This window comes from Kitasatospora sp. NPDC033851 (assembly GCF_055576085.1).
In genome coordinates this window covers 257345-275392 of record NZ_JBVIRL010000005.1, presented here as the reverse complement: position 1 = coordinate 275392, position 18048 = coordinate 257345, and the positions used below count along the sequence as shown (strand labels likewise).

Annotated in this window: 16 protein-coding genes; 11 read left to right on the top strand and 5 right to left on the bottom strand. The window is 73.5% G+C overall.

Annotated elements, in window-relative coordinates; translation table 11 throughout:
• Positions 1 to 74 precede the first annotated feature (74 nt).
• Positions 75 to 833 carry a dienelactone hydrolase family protein gene (locus ACZ51D_RS12965; RefSeq protein WP_465662248.1) on the bottom strand — a complete coding sequence of 253 codons (759 nt, stop codon included), beginning with the start codon at positions 831 to 833 and terminating at the stop codon, positions 75 to 77.
• A gap of 108 nt (positions 834 to 941) precedes the next feature.
• Here ACZ51D_RS12965 and ACZ51D_RS12960 point away from each other — a divergent pair, with 108 nt between their 5' ends.
• Positions 942 to 1277 carry a DUF6191 domain-containing protein gene (locus ACZ51D_RS12960; protein ID WP_465620633.1) on the top strand — a complete coding sequence of 112 codons (336 nt, stop codon included), beginning with the start codon at positions 942 to 944 and terminating at the stop codon, positions 1275 to 1277.
• A gap of 14 nt (positions 1278 to 1291) precedes the next feature.
• Here the strand turns inward: ACZ51D_RS12960 and ACZ51D_RS12955 are convergent, their stop codons facing one another.
• Together ACZ51D_RS12955 and ACZ51D_RS12950 are read right to left on the bottom strand one after the other, a co-directional pair.
• A complete protein-coding gene (locus ACZ51D_RS12955; protein ID WP_465662356.1) occupies positions 1292 to 1678 on the bottom strand; it encodes a VOC family protein in 387 nt (128 codons plus the stop codon).
• Positions 1679 to 1788: 110 nt separating this feature from the next.
• Complete coding sequence (locus tag ACZ51D_RS12950) at positions 1789 to 2661, bottom strand: (2Fe-2S)-binding protein (RefSeq protein WP_465620635.1); 873 nt, start codon at positions 2659 to 2661, stop codon at positions 1789 to 1791.
• A gap of 287 nt (positions 2662 to 2948) precedes the next feature.
• Here ACZ51D_RS12950 and ACZ51D_RS12945 point away from each other — a divergent pair, with 287 nt between their 5' ends.
• The 10 genes from ACZ51D_RS12945 to ACZ51D_RS12900 all read left to right on the top strand — a co-directional run bounded on the left by ACZ51D_RS12945 (position 2949) and on the right by ACZ51D_RS12900 (position 15692).
• Positions 2949 to 3914 (top strand): FecCD family ABC transporter permease, encoded by a 966-nt coding sequence (locus ACZ51D_RS12945; RefSeq protein ID WP_465620883.1) that lies wholly within the window; start codon positions 2949 to 2951, stop codon positions 3912 to 3914.
• Entirely contained in the window at positions 3911 to 4945 is a 1035-nt protein-coding gene (locus tag ACZ51D_RS12940) for a FecCD family ABC transporter permease (RefSeq protein ID WP_465620637.1), read from the top strand. Before ACZ51D_RS12945 ends, ACZ51D_RS12940 begins: the two co-directional genes overlap by 4 nt.
• Positions 4945 to 5976 (top strand): ABC transporter ATP-binding protein, encoded by a 1032-nt coding sequence (locus ACZ51D_RS12935; RefSeq protein ID WP_465662246.1) that lies wholly within the window; start codon positions 4945 to 4947, stop codon positions 5974 to 5976. Before ACZ51D_RS12940 ends, ACZ51D_RS12935 begins: the two co-directional genes overlap by 1 nt.
• Before the next feature lie 46 nt (positions 5977 to 6022).
• Positions 6023 to 7018, top strand: a complete 996-nt coding sequence (locus ACZ51D_RS12930; RefSeq protein WP_465620640.1) for an ABC transporter substrate-binding protein — start codon at positions 6023 to 6025, stop codon at positions 7016 to 7018.
• 147 nt (positions 7019 to 7165) lie between these two features.
• Entirely contained in the window at positions 7166 to 8392 is a 1227-nt protein-coding gene (locus tag ACZ51D_RS12925; RefSeq protein ID WP_465662244.1) for an ATP-grasp domain-containing protein, read from the top strand.
• Positions 8393 to 8484: 92 nt separating this feature from the next.
• Complete coding sequence (locus ACZ51D_RS12920; protein ID WP_465662355.1) at positions 8485 to 10308, top strand: IucA/IucC family protein; 1824 nt, start codon at positions 8485 to 8487, stop codon at positions 10306 to 10308.
• The gene (locus tag ACZ51D_RS12915; protein ID WP_465662243.1) at positions 10305 to 11528 is read left to right on the top strand and encodes an MFS transporter; all 1224 of its coding nucleotides are present in this window, start codon (positions 10305 to 10307) and stop codon (positions 11526 to 11528) included. Before ACZ51D_RS12920 ends, ACZ51D_RS12915 begins: the two co-directional genes overlap by 4 nt.
• Positions 11525 to 13384 (top strand): IucA/IucC family protein, encoded by a 1860-nt coding sequence (locus ACZ51D_RS12910; protein WP_465620646.1) that lies wholly within the window; start codon positions 11525 to 11527, stop codon positions 13382 to 13384. The genes ACZ51D_RS12915 and ACZ51D_RS12910 overlap by 4 nt, the downstream gene beginning before the upstream one ends.
• Positions 13381 to 14637, top strand: a complete 1257-nt coding sequence (locus ACZ51D_RS12905) for a type III PLP-dependent enzyme (protein WP_465662241.1) — start codon at positions 13381 to 13383, stop codon at positions 14635 to 14637. The genes ACZ51D_RS12910 and ACZ51D_RS12905 overlap by 4 nt, the downstream gene beginning before the upstream one ends.
• A 257-nt stretch (positions 14638 to 14894) precedes the next feature.
• Entirely contained in the window at positions 14895 to 15692 is a 798-nt protein-coding gene (locus ACZ51D_RS12900; RefSeq protein WP_465620887.1) for an inositol monophosphatase family protein, read from the top strand.
• Between the two features lie 27 nt (positions 15693 to 15719).
• Here the strand turns inward: ACZ51D_RS12900 and ACZ51D_RS12895 are convergent, their stop codons facing one another.
• Entirely contained in the window at positions 15720 to 16922 is a 1203-nt protein-coding gene (locus tag ACZ51D_RS12895) for a cytochrome P450 (RefSeq protein WP_465620650.1), read from the bottom strand.
• Positions 16923 to 16975: 53 nt separating this feature from the next.
• Positions 16976 to 17797, bottom strand: a complete 822-nt coding sequence (locus ACZ51D_RS12890; RefSeq protein WP_465662239.1) for a tRNA-dependent cyclodipeptide synthase — start codon at positions 17795 to 17797, stop codon at positions 16976 to 16978.
• Between the last annotated feature and the right edge of the window lie 251 nt (positions 17798 to 18048).

Genomic DNA, 18048 nt, shown 5'->3' with positions numbered 1-18048 from the left:
CGCGGCCGGGGCGGGCAGGCGAGCCGGCGGGCAGGTCGGCGGAAACCGGACGCGGGCGGACCCGCGGACGGGCCTCAGGCCGGCAGGACGCGCTTCAGCAGGCCGAGCAGCGCCTCCCAGTGCCGTTCGTCGGCGGCCGCGTCGTAGCGGATGGTGTCGGCCTGGGTGTATCCGTGCAGGGCGCCGGTGTACACCTCGGCCCGGTACCGGACGCCGGCGGCGGTGAGGGCCTCGGCGAGCCGGTCGATCTGCTCGGGCGGCAGCGACTCGTCCTGGTCGGCGTGGCCGAAGTACAGCTCGGCGGTGATCCGGTGGGCGCCCAGGTGCGGGCTGTCAGGGCGCTCGGTGGCGAGGTTGCCGCCGTGGAAGCCGGCCGCCACAGCGATCCGGTCCGGGTGGCTGGCGGCGGTGCGCAGGGCGAGGAGGGCGCCGCGGCAGTAGCCGGTGAGGCCGACCGGGCCGTCCTGGACCAGCGGGGACTCGGCGAACCAGCGCAGGTAGGCGTCCGCGTCGCGCTCGGTCACGTCGGGGGTGAGGGTGGCGAGCAGCGGGATGAGCCGGTCGAAGAGCGCGTCGTCGCGCTCCGGGTCGATGAACTCGGGCAGTTCGACGACCGGCGCGCGGCCGTTCCGGTAGTAGGCGTTGGGGACGAGCACGGTGTACCCGGCCGCGGCCAGGCGGTCGGCCGTGCTCTTCAGATGCGGCCGGAGCCCGAAGGCGTCCATGTAGAGGAGGACGCCCGGGTGGGCCCGATCGTCGTCGGGGTGGGCGAGGTAGGCGTCGGCAGTGCCGTCCGCCGTCCGGATGTTCACGAGGGTTCCGCGCACGGTCATGGTGAGGGCGCTCCTTCCGTTCGTGCGGCAGCGTAACCGGTCGGCGCGGCACCCGATCCGAACGGGCCTTCGGGGAACGCCCCTGCCCCGGTGCGGCGTTGAGCGGACATGGGGTTGATCGTGGGTGTGGTGGCGGCAGTGGCGGCAGTGCTGGGACTGGCCGTGCTGGCGGCGTGGCAGATCCGGGACGAGGCGTCACCGCGTCAGCGGCAGCGCGGGCCCGGGGTGGGCTTCGGCGTCGGCGGGATGGACGAGTTGCACGCGCTGTTCAGCCCGGGAAAGCGGATACAGGTCGAGCAGAAGAAGGAGCAACTGGCGCTGCGGGACGACGCGCAGGCCGGATCACCGCCGCACTTCGGCGTGGACCTGGACCGGGGCGTGGCGGTGCTGCCCGGCGGGACCGGAGACCCTGCGCCCGGCCCGGCGCCGCGCGACGGGAGCTGAACGGGCCCGACCGGTCAACTCCCCCAGGTGCGGGAGCAGAGCACCAGCCGGTAGCCGTCCGGGTCGGCTATCGTCACGCCGAACTCGTCCCAGTACGGGTTGTGGGCCTTGACCCGGGTGCCGCCGGCCGCCTCCAGCCGGGCGACCAGGGCCTCGTCCACCGGCGTGCCGAGGTAGACGACGAACAGGTCGTCCGGCGTCGGGGTGGGCTCCAGCGGCCGCTCCGGGTCGTGGGTGAGTTCGAAGTGCCAGGAGCCGCCGGGCGGGCCGACCATGAGCAGGTCGTGCTCGCCGGACACCCGCTCGGTGGTGCGCCACAGCACGTCGAGACCGAGGCCGCCGACATGGAAGCGCTCGGCCGCCGCGAGGTCGCGCGAGGGGCGGGCGATCCGGACCCGCATGGTGGAATCGATCACGCGGGTGACCATAGCCGATGCCACTGACAACGAACCCCGGTGCGCCGCACGGTTGCGGACGGTCCGTCAGGGACGCCAGGGATACGGCCGGGCCGTCAGAGCCGTTGCAGCCGTTCCTCGTCGGTGGTGCGCGGGCAGGTCAGGCAGGCGACGGCCTCGGGCTTGACCGCGTAGTAGAGGCAGCAGCCGAGCCGGGTGCGGGTGTGGTGGGCCCGCCCGTCGGGGGTGCGCAGGCGGCGGAAGTCGGCGGCGCCCGGGAGCGGCTGGGTGCCGCCGGGCAGGACGGCCTCGGCGGCGGCGACGGCGGCGTCCTCCGCAGCGGCTTCCTTCGAGGCAGTGTCCTTCGAGGCGGCGCTGTCCGCCTCGCCGAGCATCCGGCCGAGGTACCAGATGGCGGAGGCCAGATCGTCCGTCACCATGCCCCAGAGCGCCCGGTCGCGGCGCCGGGTGGGCCCGGCGAGCGCCGCGAGCACCGGCTCGACGTGCGCGACCACGGCGGCCCGCAGTTCGGCACGGAGCTCGTCGTCGCCGGGGAGGGTCACGTGACCGCGTGGACGCAGCGCGAGCGCGCCGGTGGGGGCGTGCAGCCAGAGGTCGGCGGGGTCGACGACGGGGACCCGCCGGGCGAGGTGCCAGGGGCCGGCGACGATCAGGCAGGTCGACCAGACGTAGTGGTGCAGCAGCCGGGAGGCGGTGACGTGCGGTCGCGGGGCGCGGCCGTGCTCGGCGGCGATGCGGTCCTCCTCGCCGGCCAGGACGGCGGCCAGCGCCCGTTCGTCGGTGGCGAGTTCGGCTCCGGAGTACCAGCCGTCGGCGGCGCGCGGGGCGGGCTCGGCAGCGTCGAGCAGGCGCAGCTCCAGCACCGGGCACAGCTCCAGCAGCCGCCGGTAGTCGCCGACGAGCGCGGTGGACGCCGCGAGCGGCAGGGCGCCGCGAGGCACGACGGGCAGGGGTGTTCCGGGAACCATCGACACTCCCGAGATCGATTCCGTATGATCGATTAAGGTGAGGCTCACCTTACAATGCCTCATGTCGCTCGGCGACCACGCAGGACCTCGCCGATCGACACATTGATCCGGCACGCCGGATCGGTCGGGGGGCAGTCGGGGGGTCAATCGGGACCGGTCGGGGGCAAACGAACCCCGCCTTGACGAACTTAGGTAAACCTAACCTAAGATATCGCCTCGTGCTGAGAACCGAACCGTCGGCCTCCACAGCCCCGGCGACGCCTCGTGCCTCGGCGGTCCGGCAGCCCTTGCTGCTGGCCGCCGGCGTGTGCGCGCTCGTGCTGTGTGCGGCCCTGAGCCTGGCCCTGGGCTCCCGATCCATTCCGCTGTCCGCCGTCGTCGACGCCCTCACCGGCGCCGCCCACGGCGGTGACGCCGATGTGGTGACGGGCCTTCGGGTCCCGCGCACGCTCATCGGGCTGGCCGTCGGGGCCGCGCTCGGCGTCGCCGGGGCGGTCGCCCAGGGCGTCACCCGCAACCCGTTGGCCTCCCCGGTCACCCTCGGCATCAACGCGGGCGCGAGCCTCGCCGTGGTCGCCGCGATCTACGTGCTGGACCTCTCCCGGCCGGTCGAGTACGTCTGGTTCGCCTTCGCCGGCGCGGCTGTCGCCGCCGTCGCCGCGTACGCGATGTCCCGGCGCGGCGGGGACCTGGACCCGGTCCGGCTCGCGCTCGGCGGCACCGTACTCACCGTGGTGCTCACCTCCTGGACCTCGGCGCTGATGCTGGCCAGTCACCGCACTCTGGACGAGGCCCGGTTCTGGCTGGTCGGCTCGATCGCCGGGCGGCACCTGGACGCCCTCACCCCCGTCCTGCCCTTCCTCGCGCTCGGTCTGGTCGGCGCCCTCGCCATCTCGCCCGCGCTCAACGCGCTGGCCCTCGGTGACGAGACCGCGCAGTCGCTGGGCGTGCCGGTGGCCCGGATCCGGGTGGCCGGGGGGCTCGCCGTCGTCCTGCTCGCGGGCAGTGCGGTGGCCGTCGCCGGGCCGGTGGCGTTCATCGGACTGGCCGCCCCGCACCTGGTCCGCCCGCTGCTCGGCAACGACCACCGCTGGCTACTGCCCGGCTGTCTGATCGCCGGTCCGTTGCTGCTGCTCACCGCCGACGTGCTCGGCCGACTGGTGGTCCGCCCGTCCGAGATCGAGGTCGGCATCGTCACGGCCTTCCTCGGCGCACCGCTGCTCGCGGTGCTGGCCCGGAAGGTGGCCCGGTGACCGCGCTCCTCCTCCCCGCCCGGGCCCTCTCCCGCCGCCGGACCCGTACCGCCGTCTGGTCGCTGGTCGCCGCCGCGCTGCTGGTGCTGCTGACCGGGGTCGCGCTCGGCACCGGGCAGGTCGGCATCCCCGTCTGGGACGCGCTGCGCGCGCTCGTCGGACAGGGCGATCCCGGCAACGTCCTGGTGGTGCAGCAGTTCCGCGCGCCCCGCGTCGTCTCCGCCCTGATCGCGGGCGCCGGACTGGCGATGGCCGGCTCGATGCTGCAGCGGCTGTTCCGCAACCCGCTGGCCGCCCCCGACACCATCGGCATCACCGGCGGCGCCTCCTTCGGCGCGGTGCTGATGCTCGCCACCGGTGCCTCCCAGCAGCTGATCCCGCTGGCCGCGGTCGGCGGCGGGCTGCTCGCGGCGCTGCTGCTCGGCGGCTTCGCCTGGCGCTCGAAGATGGCCGTCACCCGGCTGGTGCTGGTCGGCCTGGCGGTGCAGCAGGGCCTGGCCGCCGCCGTGAACCTGATGATCGTACGGTTCCCAGCCGAGCTGGCCTCCTCGGCGCTGCAGTGGACCACTGGCTCGCTCTACGGCCGCAACTGGACCGAGGTGTGGATCGGCGGCTCCGCCATCGCGCTGACCGCCGTCGGCGCCCTGCTCTGTCAGCGGCGGATCGCCGTGCTCGACCTCGGCGACGACTCCGCCGGCAGCCTCGGCCTCAACCCGGCCCGCGACCGGCTCTGGCTGCTGCTGCTCACCATCACCCTCGCCTCGCTGGCCGCCGCCCTCACCGGGCCGGTCGCCTTCGTCGCGCTCGCCGTCCCGCACCTCGTCCGGCTGCTCGCCGGGCCGCCCACCCTCGGCACGCTCGGCCTCACCGCGCTCACCGGCGCCGTGCTGCTGCTCTCCGCCGACCTCCTGGTGCTCCACGTGATCCCCGTCCACGGCCTGCCGGTCGGTGCCGTCACCGCCACCCTCGGCGCGCCCTGGCTCCTGGTGCTGATGATCCGCCAGGGCCGGCTTCCCCAGAGGAGCAGCTGATGACCTCCGTCGAGACCTCCACCGCGGCCATCGCCGTGCCCGCCGCCGCAACGTCCCCGGAGACCTCCGCCGTGCCCGCTGCCGGGACCTCCCCCGCGACCTCCGCTGTGGCCGCCGCCGTGCCCGCCGCTGTGCCCGCGAACCGGCTGGCCGCCCGGGGCCTCGGCCTGCGCTACGGCGACCGCACCATCGTCGAGGGGCTCGACCTCGAACTGCCCGGCAACGCCGTCACCGCGATCGTCGGACCGAACGCCTGCGGCAAGTCGACGCTGCTGCGCGGGCTCGTCCGACTGCTCGACCCGGCCGCCGGCACCGTCACCCTGGACGGCGCGGACATCCACCGGATGCCCGCCCGGGCACTCGCCAAGCGGATGGGCCTGCTTCCGCAGCAACCGGTCACACCGGAGGCAGTCACCGTCGAGGCGCTGGTACGGCTCGGACGGTACCCGCACCAGCGGATGCTCAGCCCGTGGTCCAAGGCCGACCAGGCCGCCGTCGAGGAGGCGCTGGAGCGCACCGGCACCGCCGAACTCCGCGACCGGCAGGTCGACCGACTCTCCGGCGGGCAGCGTCAGCGGGTTTGGATCGCGCTCGCGCTCGCCCAGGAGACCGACCTGCTGCTGCTCGACGAGCCGACCACCTTCCTGGACCTGCGTCACCAGCTCGACGTGCTCGACCTGGTCGCCGACCTGCACGCCGAGGCCGGACGCACCGTCGTCATGGTGCTGCACGACCTCGGGCAGGCCGCCCGGTACGCCGACCACCTGGTGGTGCTCAAGGACGGGCGGCTCGCGGCCGCCGGTCCGCCGTCGGAGGTGCTGACGGCCGAGCTGGTGGAGACCGTCTTCCAGGTGCCGTGCCGGATCGTGCCCGACCCGGAGACCGGCACGCCGCTGGTCGTGCCGCGGGCGCGGAATCGGGCACGGAATCGGGCACGGTGCTCCGGTGCCGCCCCCGCTGCCTCCACCGGCTCCACTTCCTCCGCTGCTTCAACTGCTTCCGCTGCGTCCGCTGACTCCGTGGCGCCCTGAACTTCCCTCCCCCGTCCCCCCGTTCGACCCGATCCAAGGAACCCCGATGAACCGCCGACTCCCCGTCGCCGCCCTCGCCGTCGCCCTCTCGACCACCCTGCTCGCCGCCTGCGGCAGCAGCGGGGACGGTGCCAAGTCCGGCGGCGACTCCGCGGCCTCCGCCTCGGCCGGCACCGCCGCCGGGTTCCCGCGCAGCGTCAAGCACGCCGCCGGCACCGCCGAGCTCAAGAGTCGGCCCAAGCGCGTCGTCGTCCTGGACAGCGGCGAGCTGGACGACGTCACCCTGCTCGGCATCACGCCGGTCGGCGCGGTGTCCCCGCACATGAAGACCGAGGGCGGGTTCCCCAATTACCTCAAGGACAAGATCAAGGACACCAAGGACGTCGGCCCGATGAACGAGCCGAACCTGGAGCTGATCGCCTCCCTCAAGCCCGACCTGATCCTCTCCTCCAAGGTCCGCCACGCCAAGGTGTACTCCCAGCTGAACGCGATCGCCCCGACCGTGCTGGCCGAGACCACCGGGTTCCCGTGGAAGGAGAACCTGGCGCTGTACGCCCAGGCGCTCGGCAAGGAGGAAGAGGCCAAGAAGGCGCTCGCGGACTACGAGGCGCGGGCGAAGAAGCTCGGCGAGGAGATCAAGGCCAAGTTCAACGGGACCATGCCGACCGCGTCGGTGGTCCGCTTCGTGGCCGGGCCCACCCGCCTGTACGCCAAGTCCTCCTACAGCGGCGTGGTGCTCAAGGACGTCGGCCTGGCTCGCCCGGCCTCGCAGGACGTGGACCAGAACATCGTCGAGGTCAGCGCCGAGCAGATCAACCAGGCCGACGCCGACCTGGTGTTCGTCACCACCGCCGACGACCCGACCAAGACCAAGGAGAGCGAGGTCCAGCAGACCCCGGTCTGGCAGGGCCTGAACGCCGTCAAGAACAACAAGGTGTTCAACGTCCCGGACGAGACCTGGATGTCCGGCATCGGCGTCCAGGCCGCCGACGCGATGCTCGTCGACATCGCCAAGGCCGCGGGTGTGGACGCGCCCCAGTAGTCGTCCCGCGAACGCCGGCGAACGGATGACAGCTGACAACCGACAGCTGACCGACAACAGCTGGCAGCTGACATGTAACAGATTTCGAAAGTTGTCAGCTGTCATCCGTTCGCCCACCCTCCTCCGCCATCCCTCCGAGGACTCTCCATGCGGCTCTACCTGCTCGCCCTGAACCCCACCGACTCGGTCACCGCCGGCTTCCTGCCCGCCGCCGCCCGGCTCGGGCTCGACGTCACCGTCCTCACCGACTGCGCCGAACCCCACCGGCAGGCCTACGCCACGCTCCCCTTCGCGGCGCCCGAAGTCCTGGAGTGCGACGTGCGCGACTTCCGCGCCGTCGTCAGCCTGGTCTCCCGCCGTGCCCTGGCCTCCCCCGACCACGCGCCCGACGCGGTGTTCAGCAACAGCGACCACCTGCAGACCCAGACCGCCCTGGCCGCCGAGTACTTCGGCCTCCCGGCCAAGGACTGGAAGGCCGCGCTGCGTGCCAAGGACAAGGGCCAGCTGCGCCGCCACCTCGCGCTGACCGGCCAGGACACCGTCTGGTCCGCCGAGTTGGCCCCCGGGCAGGACCCGGCCGAGCTGGACCCGCCGTTCCCCTGCGTGGTCAAACCGCGCGAAGGGGTGGCCAGCGAGGACGTCACCCTGGTCGCCGACGCCGCCGAACTCGCCCAGCGCTGCCAGGAGATCCAGCACCGCAGGGCCGGAGCGACCCTGGTGGTCGAGGAGTTCCTGGACGGGCAGCTGTACACCCTGGAGACCCTCGGCGACGGCCGCCGCCGACACGTCCTCGGCGGCTTCCGCACCCGGCTCTCCCCGCCGCCGGACTTCATCGAGGAGGTGCTCACCTTCGTCCCGGCGCACCCTCAGCCGGTGGTCGACCAGGTGTTCGCCCAACTCGACGCGCTCGGTGTGGGACTCGGCGCCTGCCACACCGAGTTCGTCCTCCAGCCGGACGGCCGCGCCCGCATCATCGAGGTCAACTACCGCGCCATCGGCGACCAGTGCGACCTGATGCTCGCCGAGATCCTCGACATACCCCTGTTCGAGCTCATCCTCGGCGTCCACCTGGGCCGCGAACTGCCCGCCGACCTGGCCGAGCGGTGCGCCGCCGCCCCCCGCCGGGCCCGTAACGAGGCGGTGTGCGCCGCCCGCGCCGGCGTCCTGACCGCCGCCCCCGGTCCGTCCGACGAGGTGCACGACGGCGTCCGGCTCGCATACTGCCCGCTGCGCGCGCTCGGCGAACGCCACGAGCACTACCGCACCAACCGCGACTACCTGGGCGTCATCTGGGCCGTCGGCGCCGACCAGGGCGCGGTGGACGCCGCCGTCGCCCGTTTCCTCGCCGCCAACCGGTGGGAGATCACCCCGTGACCGCCGGAGACCGGCCCGCAGCCGCCGAGGCCCGCCCCACCGGCGACGTCCACCCGATGAGCGACGTCCACCCCACCGGCGACGCCCGCCCGATGAGCGACCCCCGCGCCACGAGCCAGGGCCGTCCCACCACCGCCGCCGAGCAGCTCACCCTGCGGGTGCTCTCCGCCCTGCTCCGCGAGGACGTCCTCGGCCTGCGAACCAGCGGCGCCGTCGAGGAGCGTCCGGACGGCCCCTGGCTGACCGTCGCCGAGCTGCGACTCGCCCTGCCGGTGGCCCCGGAGGGCTTCCAGTGCGAGTACGCCGCCCGACTGCCGATGCTGGAGCTCGACGGGCACCGGATCACCGGCCCGGACACCGTCGTGGCGGCCCTCGCCGGGCTGGCCGAGGCCGAGGACCGGCCCGGCTGGGCGGACTTTGCCGAGGAGTGCCGGCAGACCCTGACCACCATGGAGCTGCACGAGCGGGCCCGCGCCGAGGTGCACGACCGGCTGACCGACCTGTACGGCGCCGACCCGACCGACTGGACCGGCCTCGCCGCCGCCCTCGGCTACGACACCCTGGCCGCCTACCTCGATCACCCGGTCTACCCGACCGCGCGCGGCCGCTCCGGCCTCACTGATCCCCAACTGCGTTCCTACGCACCCGAGTTCCACTCGGCTTTCGAACTGCGCTGGCTGGCCGTGCCAACCGACGCGCTGACCGTCCACGGCGAGCGGCCACTGCCCAGCTGGTGGCCCACCCCGGCCTGGCTCGGCCTCGCCGACCAGTGCCCCGGCGACGGCTGGACCACCCTGCCGGTCCACCCGCTCACCGTCGGCGCGCCGCTGGACGAGGCACTGGCGGCCACCGGCCTGGCCGACCGCGCGGTGCTCGCCGAACGGCCGTACCTGACCGTCGTTCCGACCCTGTCCATGCGCACCGTCGCCGTCGCCGACGACCCCGCCTGCCACCTCAAACTCCCGCTCGCCACCGCCACCCTGGGCCGCCTCAACCGCCGCACGATCAAGCCCGGCACACTGGTCGACGGCGCGGCCGGCCAGCGGCTGTTCGAGGCCGTCCTGGAGCGCGAGCCTCGGTTCGCCGGCCGGATCCTGCACGCCGACGAGCAGACCTGGGCGCACGCCGGGCACGAGCTGCTGGCCGTCCTGCTGCGCCGCTACCCGGCCGGGTTGGAGGGGGCGTCGACCCTCCCGCTGGCCGCCTTGTCGGCCCCCGCACCGGACGGCCGCCTGGTCATCGACCACCTCGCCGACCGCTACCACGGCGGCGACGTCCTGGCCTGCTACGACGCCCTGCTGGAGGTGCTGCTGGACTGGCAGACCACGCTGTTCGGCTACGGCATCGCCCTGGAGTCGCACCAGCAGAACACCTCGCTGGTGCTCGACCGGGACGGCCTGCGGTTGCTCTACAAGGACGACGACGGCCCGCGCGTGCACACCGCCCGGATGACCGCGGCCCTCGGTGAACTCGCCCCTTCCGCAGCCGAGTTCGACGACCAGCGGATCTTCGGCGACGACGACCGGGCCCTCACCGACCTGTTCGCCACCATCACCGGCCACCTCTGCACCGGCTCGCTCGCCTTCGGCCTCGCCGACCACGGCCGAGCCGAACTCCCGGACGCCCTTGCCCTGTTGCGCAAGCGCACGGCGGAGGCCATCGAACGGCTCGGGCCGGTGGGCGAGCCGCTGCGGGCGGCACTGCTGGACGCCGAGCGTCTGCCGGTCAAGGCCATGGTCACCGCCGGCACGCTGCTCAGCAAGAAGCGCTCGGGCGCCGCCGACATCAACAAGCACTACACCAGCGGCCCCAACTACCTGCGCGACCAGCCGGGCGACCACCTGCGCGACGCCGCACGCGACCCCGCGCGGGGTGCCGTACGCGACGCCGCGCACGCCGACGGGACCACCCGATGACCGTGGAGACCCTGCCGCAGCAGTCGCAGCCCTCGGCCGCGCAGTCCGGCGGGCTCGGCCGACGCCAGGTGCACGCCGTCGCGGCCTGCTACTTCGTCGCATCCTTCGCTGCGCTCGGCCTGCCGCCGTACCTGACCGCGATCCTGCCCGGACTCGGCGACCCCCAGGCCCGCTGGGCCGGCGTGCTGTACATCGTGCCGACGGTGTTCAGCGGGATCGGCGCGCCGCTGTGGGGCCGGCTGGCCGACCGCTTCGGCCGCAAGCGGCTGCTGCTGCGCGCCCAACTCGGGCTCACCGTCTCCTTCCTGCTGGCCGGAGCCGCCGACAGCCTGCCCGCCTTCACCCTCGCACTGGTCCTCCAGGGCTTCCTCGGCGGCACCTTCGCCGCCACCAACGGCTACCTGGCCGCCGCACTCGACGGGAGTCGACTCTCCCGCGCGCTCACCCTCATGCAGGGCAGCGCGCGGGCGGCCCTGGTGGCCGCGCCGATCCTGGTCGGGGCACTCTCCCCGTGGATCAACCCGCACCGCCAGTACCTGGTGATGGCCGTGCTCCCGCTCACGGCCGCGGTGTTCCTCTCGCTGCTGCCCGAACCCGAGTGCCCCGAGGCCCCGGAGGCCACCGCGGGCCGGGCGTCCGAGAAGACCGTCTCGGCATCGCTCCTGACGCTCTACGTCTTCGAGTTCGCCTTCGTCTTCGCGACGGTCATCTCCTTCCCGTACCTCATCGCCCTCGCCGAACAGCGCCTGCCCGGTGTGGACGGCATCACCACCGGCGTGCTCTTCGCCCTGCCGCACCTGTGCTACCTGGTGTTCGCCGCCCGCACCCACACCGTGTTCGGCTCCCGTCCGCACACCGGCATCGCGCTCGGCTTCGGCTTCGTCGCGCTCGGCCTGGCCGGACACGCCGTCGCGTACTCGCTGCCCGTGTTCATCGCCGTCCGACTGCTGCTCGGGGCCGGGCTCACCCTGGGCCTCGTGTGCCTCGCCGTGCTCGCCGCCGGGGCCGCCAAGGGGCGCGCGCCCGGCCGGATGTTCGGCACCCTCGAACTCGTCTCCAAGGGTGGCGCCGTCGCCGCCGGCGCCGTCGCCGCGCTGGCCAACGGGCGATTCGGCGCCGCCGCCCCCGTGGTGGCCGGAACCGCCGCCGCCCTGCTGGCCGCCGTCGCGGCCACCGCACTCACCCTCCCGTCCCTCCGCCAGCGCTGGAGTCGCCGATGACCGCCGAGCAGATGACCGACAAGCCGACGGCCCACGAGCCGACCGCCCCCGCGCCGATCGCCGACGCACCGATCACCCACGCACCGATCGCCCACGCACCGATCACCCACGCGCACCGCATCGGTGCGGGCCCGAGCACCGGCGAACTGCCCACCGCCGACGAGGCGGTGGCCCACACCCTGCTGAACTGCCTGCTGCGCGAGGTCTCCGCGCCCGAGCACCAGACCGCCGCCGACGACGGCCGTCTGCTGCTGCGGCTGCCCCGCCGCGGCGCCCTGCTGCGGGTCGCCCTGCGCCGTACCTCGCTGCTCGGCGCACACCGCTTCACCGGGCCGGTCGAGGTCGAACGGGATGGCGACTGGGCCGAGTTGGGTTGGCAGGAGCTGGCCGGGTACGTCCAGGACGAGCTGGAGCTGCGCACCGGCACGGTCAACGAGGAGTTCCTCGACCAGGTGGCGTCCAGCCACGACGGGGTCCGCCAGGGCCTCGCCCGCCGTCCGGCCGCCGGCGCCGACCGCTACCTGGAGTCCGAGCAGGCCCTGCTGTTCGGACACCGTTTCCACCCGGCCCCCAAGTCCCGCTCCGCCGCCCGCGGCGACTGGCGCCGGTACGCCCCGGAGTCCCGCGCGGACTTCCCCCTGCGCCACCTCGCCGTCCGCCCCGAACTGCTGGCCGAGGAGTCGCTGGACGGGAGCGTCAGCGCGCTGCTGGACGGCCTCGGCGAGGTGCCGGACGGCTACCGGCTGCTGCCCGTCCATCCCTGGCAGTACCAACTCATCGGCGACCACCCGCTGTTGCCCGACGCCATGGCCCGAGGCGATGTCCTCGACCTCGGCCCGCGCGGCGAGCGGTTCACCGCCACCGCGTCCGTGCGAACCCTGCACGGTGCCGACGCCTTCCTGAAGTTCAGCCTCAACGTCCGCATCACCAACTGCCTGCGCAAGAACGCCGCTTACGAGCTCACCGGCGCCGTCGCGCTCACCCGACTGCTCGCCCCGGCGCTCGCCGACCTCGCCCGGCGCTTCCCCGACGCGGCGATGCTCCGCGAACCGGCCTTCCGCACCCTCGCCCTGCCCGGCGCCGACGGCCACCCCGACCGGGCGCTGTACGAGGGCTTCGGCCTGATCGTCCGCGAGGGCTTCGGCGGCGTGCTGCGCCCCGGCGTCACCCCACTGCTCGCGGCCGCCGTCGCCGACGAGCACCCGACCAGCTCCGCGCACATCTCCCGCCTGCTGGGCGGCAGTTCGGACATGGTTCCGGACGGCGCGGCGGCGCTGGAATGGTGGCGCGCCTACCTGCGGCTGCTCCTCCCGCCGGTCCTGGCCGCCTACTTCGACCACGGCGTGGTGCTGGAGCCGCACCTGCAGAACGTGCTCATCGGCGTGGACGCCACCGGGCACCCGGTCCAGGTGCTCCTCCGCGACCTGGAAGGCACCAAGCTCGTCCCCGAGCACAACGCCGACATCCTCGCCGCCCTCCCGCCCGAGGTGGCCGGACCGATGACGTACGACGCCGAGCGCGGCTGGGACCGGGTGGTCTACTGCCTGCTCGTCAACCACGTATCCGAGCTGCTCGCCGCCCTCGCCGACCGGCACCCCGAGCTGGAATGCGCGCTCTGGCAGGCCGTCCGGGACACCCTGGAGGAGTACGGCACCGCCCACGGCTGCCCGCCCCGGCTGCGCGCCCTGCTCGCCGGCGTCCCACTGCCCGCCAAGGCCAACCTGCTGACCCGCTGGGAGCGCAAGGCCGACCGCGAGGCCGGCTACGTCCGGATGCCCTCCCCGCTGGCCGGCTCCGTCCTCGCCGAGGCCGCCCGCATGCCCGTCCGCCTTCCCGCCGGGAGCATCGCCCGATGACCGAGACCGTCCGCGCCGGCGAAACCGTCCGCGCCACCGAGACCGACCGCGCCGCCGAAACCGTCCGCAGCCACGTCGCCGCCCTCGTGCCCGACGAACTGCCCGCCTACGTCTACGACCTGGCCGCACTGCGCGAGCACGCCGCCGCCGTCCGGGCCGCGCTGCCCGAGCGGGTCGAGCTGTACTACGCCGCCAAGGCCAACCCGGAGGCGCCGCTGCTCATCGCGCTGCGCGACGCGGTCGACGGCTACGAGGTCTCCAGCGGCGGCGAGTTGGCGCACGTGCGGGCCGCCGTGCCGGACGCCCCACTGGCGTTCGGCGGACCGGGCAAGACCCCGGCCGAGATCGCCGCCGCGGTGGCGGCCGGGGTGCACCGCTGGCACATCGAGAGCGAGCAGGAACTGCACCGCCTCGCCGCCGCGCTCGCGGACCGGCCGGAAACGGTCGTGGACGTACTGCTGCGGGTCAACCTGGCCGTCACCACGGACGCGCTCGACGCCGTGCCGCTGGCGATGGGCGGACGGCCGACACCGTTCGGCCTGGACCCGGAGCAGGCCGAACGGTGCGTCCGGCTGCTCACCGACGGCGGCCCGTCGGCGCGACAGTTGCGCCTGCGCGGCGTGCACGCCCACCTGGCGAGCGGGCTCGCGGCGGCGGAACAGCTGTCGGTCGCGTCGCAGATCGTCGCCTGGTCGGCCGCGCTCGCCGAGCGGCACGGCTTCCCGCTCGAGGAGGTCAACATCGGCGGCGGGATGGCCGTGGACTACCAGGACCCGGCGGCGCGCTTCGACTGGACGGCCTTCGGAGAGGGCCTGGCCAAGCTGCTCGACGACCACCCCGGCCTCACCCTGCGGATCGAACCGGGCCGGGCGCTCACCGCCTACTGCGGCTGGTACGCGACCGAGGTGCTGGACGTGAAGCAGAGCCACGGCGAGGACTTCGCGGTGGTCCGCGGCGGCACCCACCACCTGCGCACCCCGGCAACCCGGGGGCACTCCCAGCCCTTCGAGGTGCTTGCGGTGGACGCCTGGCCGCACCCGTGGCCACGCCCCGCCGTCACCACCGGCCGCGCCACCCTGGCCGGGCAGCTCTGCACCCCGAAGGACGTCCTCGCCCAGGCGGCCGACGGCGCGGAGGGGCTGCGGGCGGCGGACCGGGTGCTGTTCGCCATGGCGGGCGCGTACGCGTGGAACATCTCGCACCACGAGTTCCTGATGCACCCGCGCCCGGGCTTCCACTACCTGGGCGGGTGAGGGCGAACGGGCGACGGCTGGCGGCTGGCGGCTGGCGGCTGACGGCTGACGGCTGACGGCTGACGGCTGACGGCTGACGGCTGACGGCTGACGGAGTTCAGTCGACAGACGACAGATAACGGCTGACAGATAACAGATAACAGATTTCAACATCTGTCATCCGTCAGCTGTCAGCTGTTCGCCTCCCCCGTCCGCCGCAGCCCCCTCCGCACACTCGTGCGACAGTGGTAAGCAGCGAAGGGAGCGCGAACGTGCTGATGGACAAGGTGGCGGAGATACTCGCCGAGGCATCGGCCGAGGCGGTGGAACCGCGCTTCCGGGCGCTGGCCGCCGGCGAGGTGATGGAGAAGGCACCCGGCGAGGTCGTGACGATCGCCGACCGTGAGGCCGAGGCCATCATCGCCCGCCGCCTGTACGAGCTGCTGCCGGTGCCCGTGGTCGGCGAGGAGGCCGTCGCCGCCGACCCCTCGCTCGCCCGCGCCCTCCACGACGAGCCCGCCGCCTGGCTGGTCGACCCGGTCGACGGCACCTCCAACTTCGTCGCCGGCCGCCCCGATTACGCCGTGATGTGCTCCCTCGTCCGCGCCGGCCAGACCGTGGCCTCCTGGATCTGGCAGCCCGCGACCGCCACCGCCTACCGCGCCGAACTGGGCGCCGGAGCCTGGCGCGACGGCGGGCGCCTCACCCGCCCGCCGGCACCGGCCGACCCCGCCAAGCTGACCGGCGTCCTGAAGAGCCGCTTCCTCGAACCGGACCACCGCCACCGCCTCGAAGCCAACTGCTCCGTGTTCGGCGAGATCCGCCCCGGCCGGAACGCCGCCGGGGTCGAGTACCCGGACATCGCCGAGGGCCGGTTCGACTTCATCCTGTACTGGCGCACCCTCCCCTGGGACCACGCCCCCGGCTCCCTGCTCGTCACCGAGGCCGGCGGCGTGTCCGCCCGGCTGGACGGCAGCCCCTACCGCCCCGAGGCCCCCGGCTGCGAGGACGGCCTCCTCGTCGCCGCCGACCCGGCCACGTGGGAGCTGGCCCGCGACGTCCTCATGGGCGCCTGACCCCGCGCAGCCACCGGCAGCACCGCGTCACCACACCACCGGCAGCCGCTCCGGCATGCGCTTGATGAACCCCGGCCGCCAGGCCAGCTGCTCGACGGGCAGGGCGAGCCGCAGCTTCGGCAGCCGCTCGACCAGGGCGGTAACGGCGATCTCGGCGTGCGTACGGCCGAGCGCCGAGGCCGGGCAGAAGTGGCGGCCGGCCCCGAAGGCGAGGTGCGGGTTCTCCGTCCGGTCGAAGTCGATCCGCTCCGGGTCCGGGAAGACCGCCGGGTCGTGGTTGGCACCCTCGACCAGGACGAGCACCAACTCGCCCTCCCGCACCAGGACATCGCCCACCTGGACGTCCGCGAGCGCCAGCCGCGGCAGCGCGTCACCGATCGACAGGTTGACCCGCAGCAGCTCGTCCACCGCGCGGCCGATCAGCGCGGGCTCCCGCCGCAACCGCTCGGCGAGTTCGGGCTGTTCACACAGATAGATGACGGCGTTCAGCAGGAAGGCCGAGGTGGACACCGCGCCCGCGCCGAACAGCGACAGGGCGACGGTGGCGAGCAGTTCGTCGCTCACCCGGTCCGAGACGTCCGGGGAGCGGCGCAGCCAGGCGAACCGCCCGAGCAGCCCGTCCACCGGCTCCGGATCGGCGTTGAGCTTCCCCAGCATGTAGCCGAGATCCCTGTACCAGTTGGGCGTTGCCCCCTCGAAGGGCACCGGGCTGGTCAGGAAGGCCACGTCGATTCCGGACATCAGCCGCCGCCAGTCGTCGGACGGGATGCCGAGCAGTCGGCAGTGCAGCGCGGCCGAGTACGGCTCGGTGAAGCCGTCGCGCAGTTCGCCGGGCGCGCCCTGCATGTCCAATGCGTCGATCAGGCGGTGGGCTTCGGCCTGCAGCCAGCCGTCGAGTTCCTTGTCGGCACGCGGGGAGAGCGTCTTCATGACGGCGTTGCGCAGCCCGGCGCTGTTGATGTTGCCCATGTTGTTGACCACCTCCGGCGGGATGGTCAGCGCGTACTGGCGCGGGACACCGGGGTTGGCGGTGTCCTTGAGGCTGAACCGTTCGTCCTCCAACACCTGCTCGGCCAGCTCGTAGCTGCTGACCAGCCAGGCGGGGTCGCCGGTCATGGTGCGGACCCGGGCGATCGGTTGCTGCTCGCGCAGCCGGTTGGCCTCCTCGGGGAGCACGTCGCCCCGCCTGGAGAGCGGGAAGGTCAGGTCGGTCGTCAGCAGTTCCGTCACGTGTGGCTCCTTGGGTGAAGCGGCGGTAAGCCCGGAGAGGGACAGGGAGTTGGCTATGCGGCCCGGGCGGGACCGGCTCCGACCGGCGCGGCTCCGGTCACGACCGGTTCGCGCCCCGCCGCCGGCAGCTCGGACGCGAGGACGGCCGGAACCGAGGGCACGTGGGCCGGCCGGACCACCGCGTAGGCCTGGCCCGCCGCCGCCCGCATCCCCTCGTCCCGCCCGAACAGGACTGGCGTGAGCGGCAGCTGCAGGTGGTAGCAGCTGACCGAGGACGACACCCCGAGTAGCGCCGGGGTGTCCAGGAAGAACGGCAGCTCGGCCGTGATGTAGCGCAGTCCGGCGGCGAGTTGGGGCTCGTTGGGAGCCAGTCCCTCGTCCAGCCGGGCGGTCAGGAAGCCGCGCGCCATGCCCTCCGCAGCGGCCCGGTACACCAGGTCGGTCCGCAGGCCGTCGACGGCCTGGCGATGCAGCCGCCGGTAGGCGTCGTCGGCGGTGAAGTCGGACAGGGCGTGCACCCGTACGGCACTCTGGGAGCCGGAATCCGCCACGCCCCGGTCGATCCGGCGGGCGGTGGCCTTGACCTCCTTGGCGGCCCGCCGCTGCGCGTGCTCGGGGGTGTGGCCGAAGGCCTCGAACTGGGTCGCGACATGGAGGTCGGCGTACACGATGTCGATGCGCTCGAAGAACTCCAGCCCCCACCCGATGAGTTCGGCGATCCGGCGGTGACTGAAATAGCTGTTCCCCGGACTGACACCGATGAGCAGGTGCTCGCCCCGCTGCCAGATCTCCCGGCACCGACGGGAGTACGGGAGGGCCTCGTACAGGCCCGCCGGGGTGGTTATCGGCTCGTCGTCCGGGATGGTTTCGCGCATGCCTTGCCTCCGCTTCACAGCATGGTCACAGGACGGGGGTTCACGTGGATTTACCGGGGTTCACAGAAATGCACGGCGGATAGGCGGAGTTCACCCGGATGCCAGGGAGTGATCACCGCGCCTGGGCGACGAGTGCCTGATCAGGCGACCTACCCCGGGGTGCCGTGTGCGCATGGTGGGGCTGCGGCCACATGAAGTTACCGCCGCTCTTCGGGATCTCCGCAAGCCCTACCCGGGGGTTGGCGGAATGT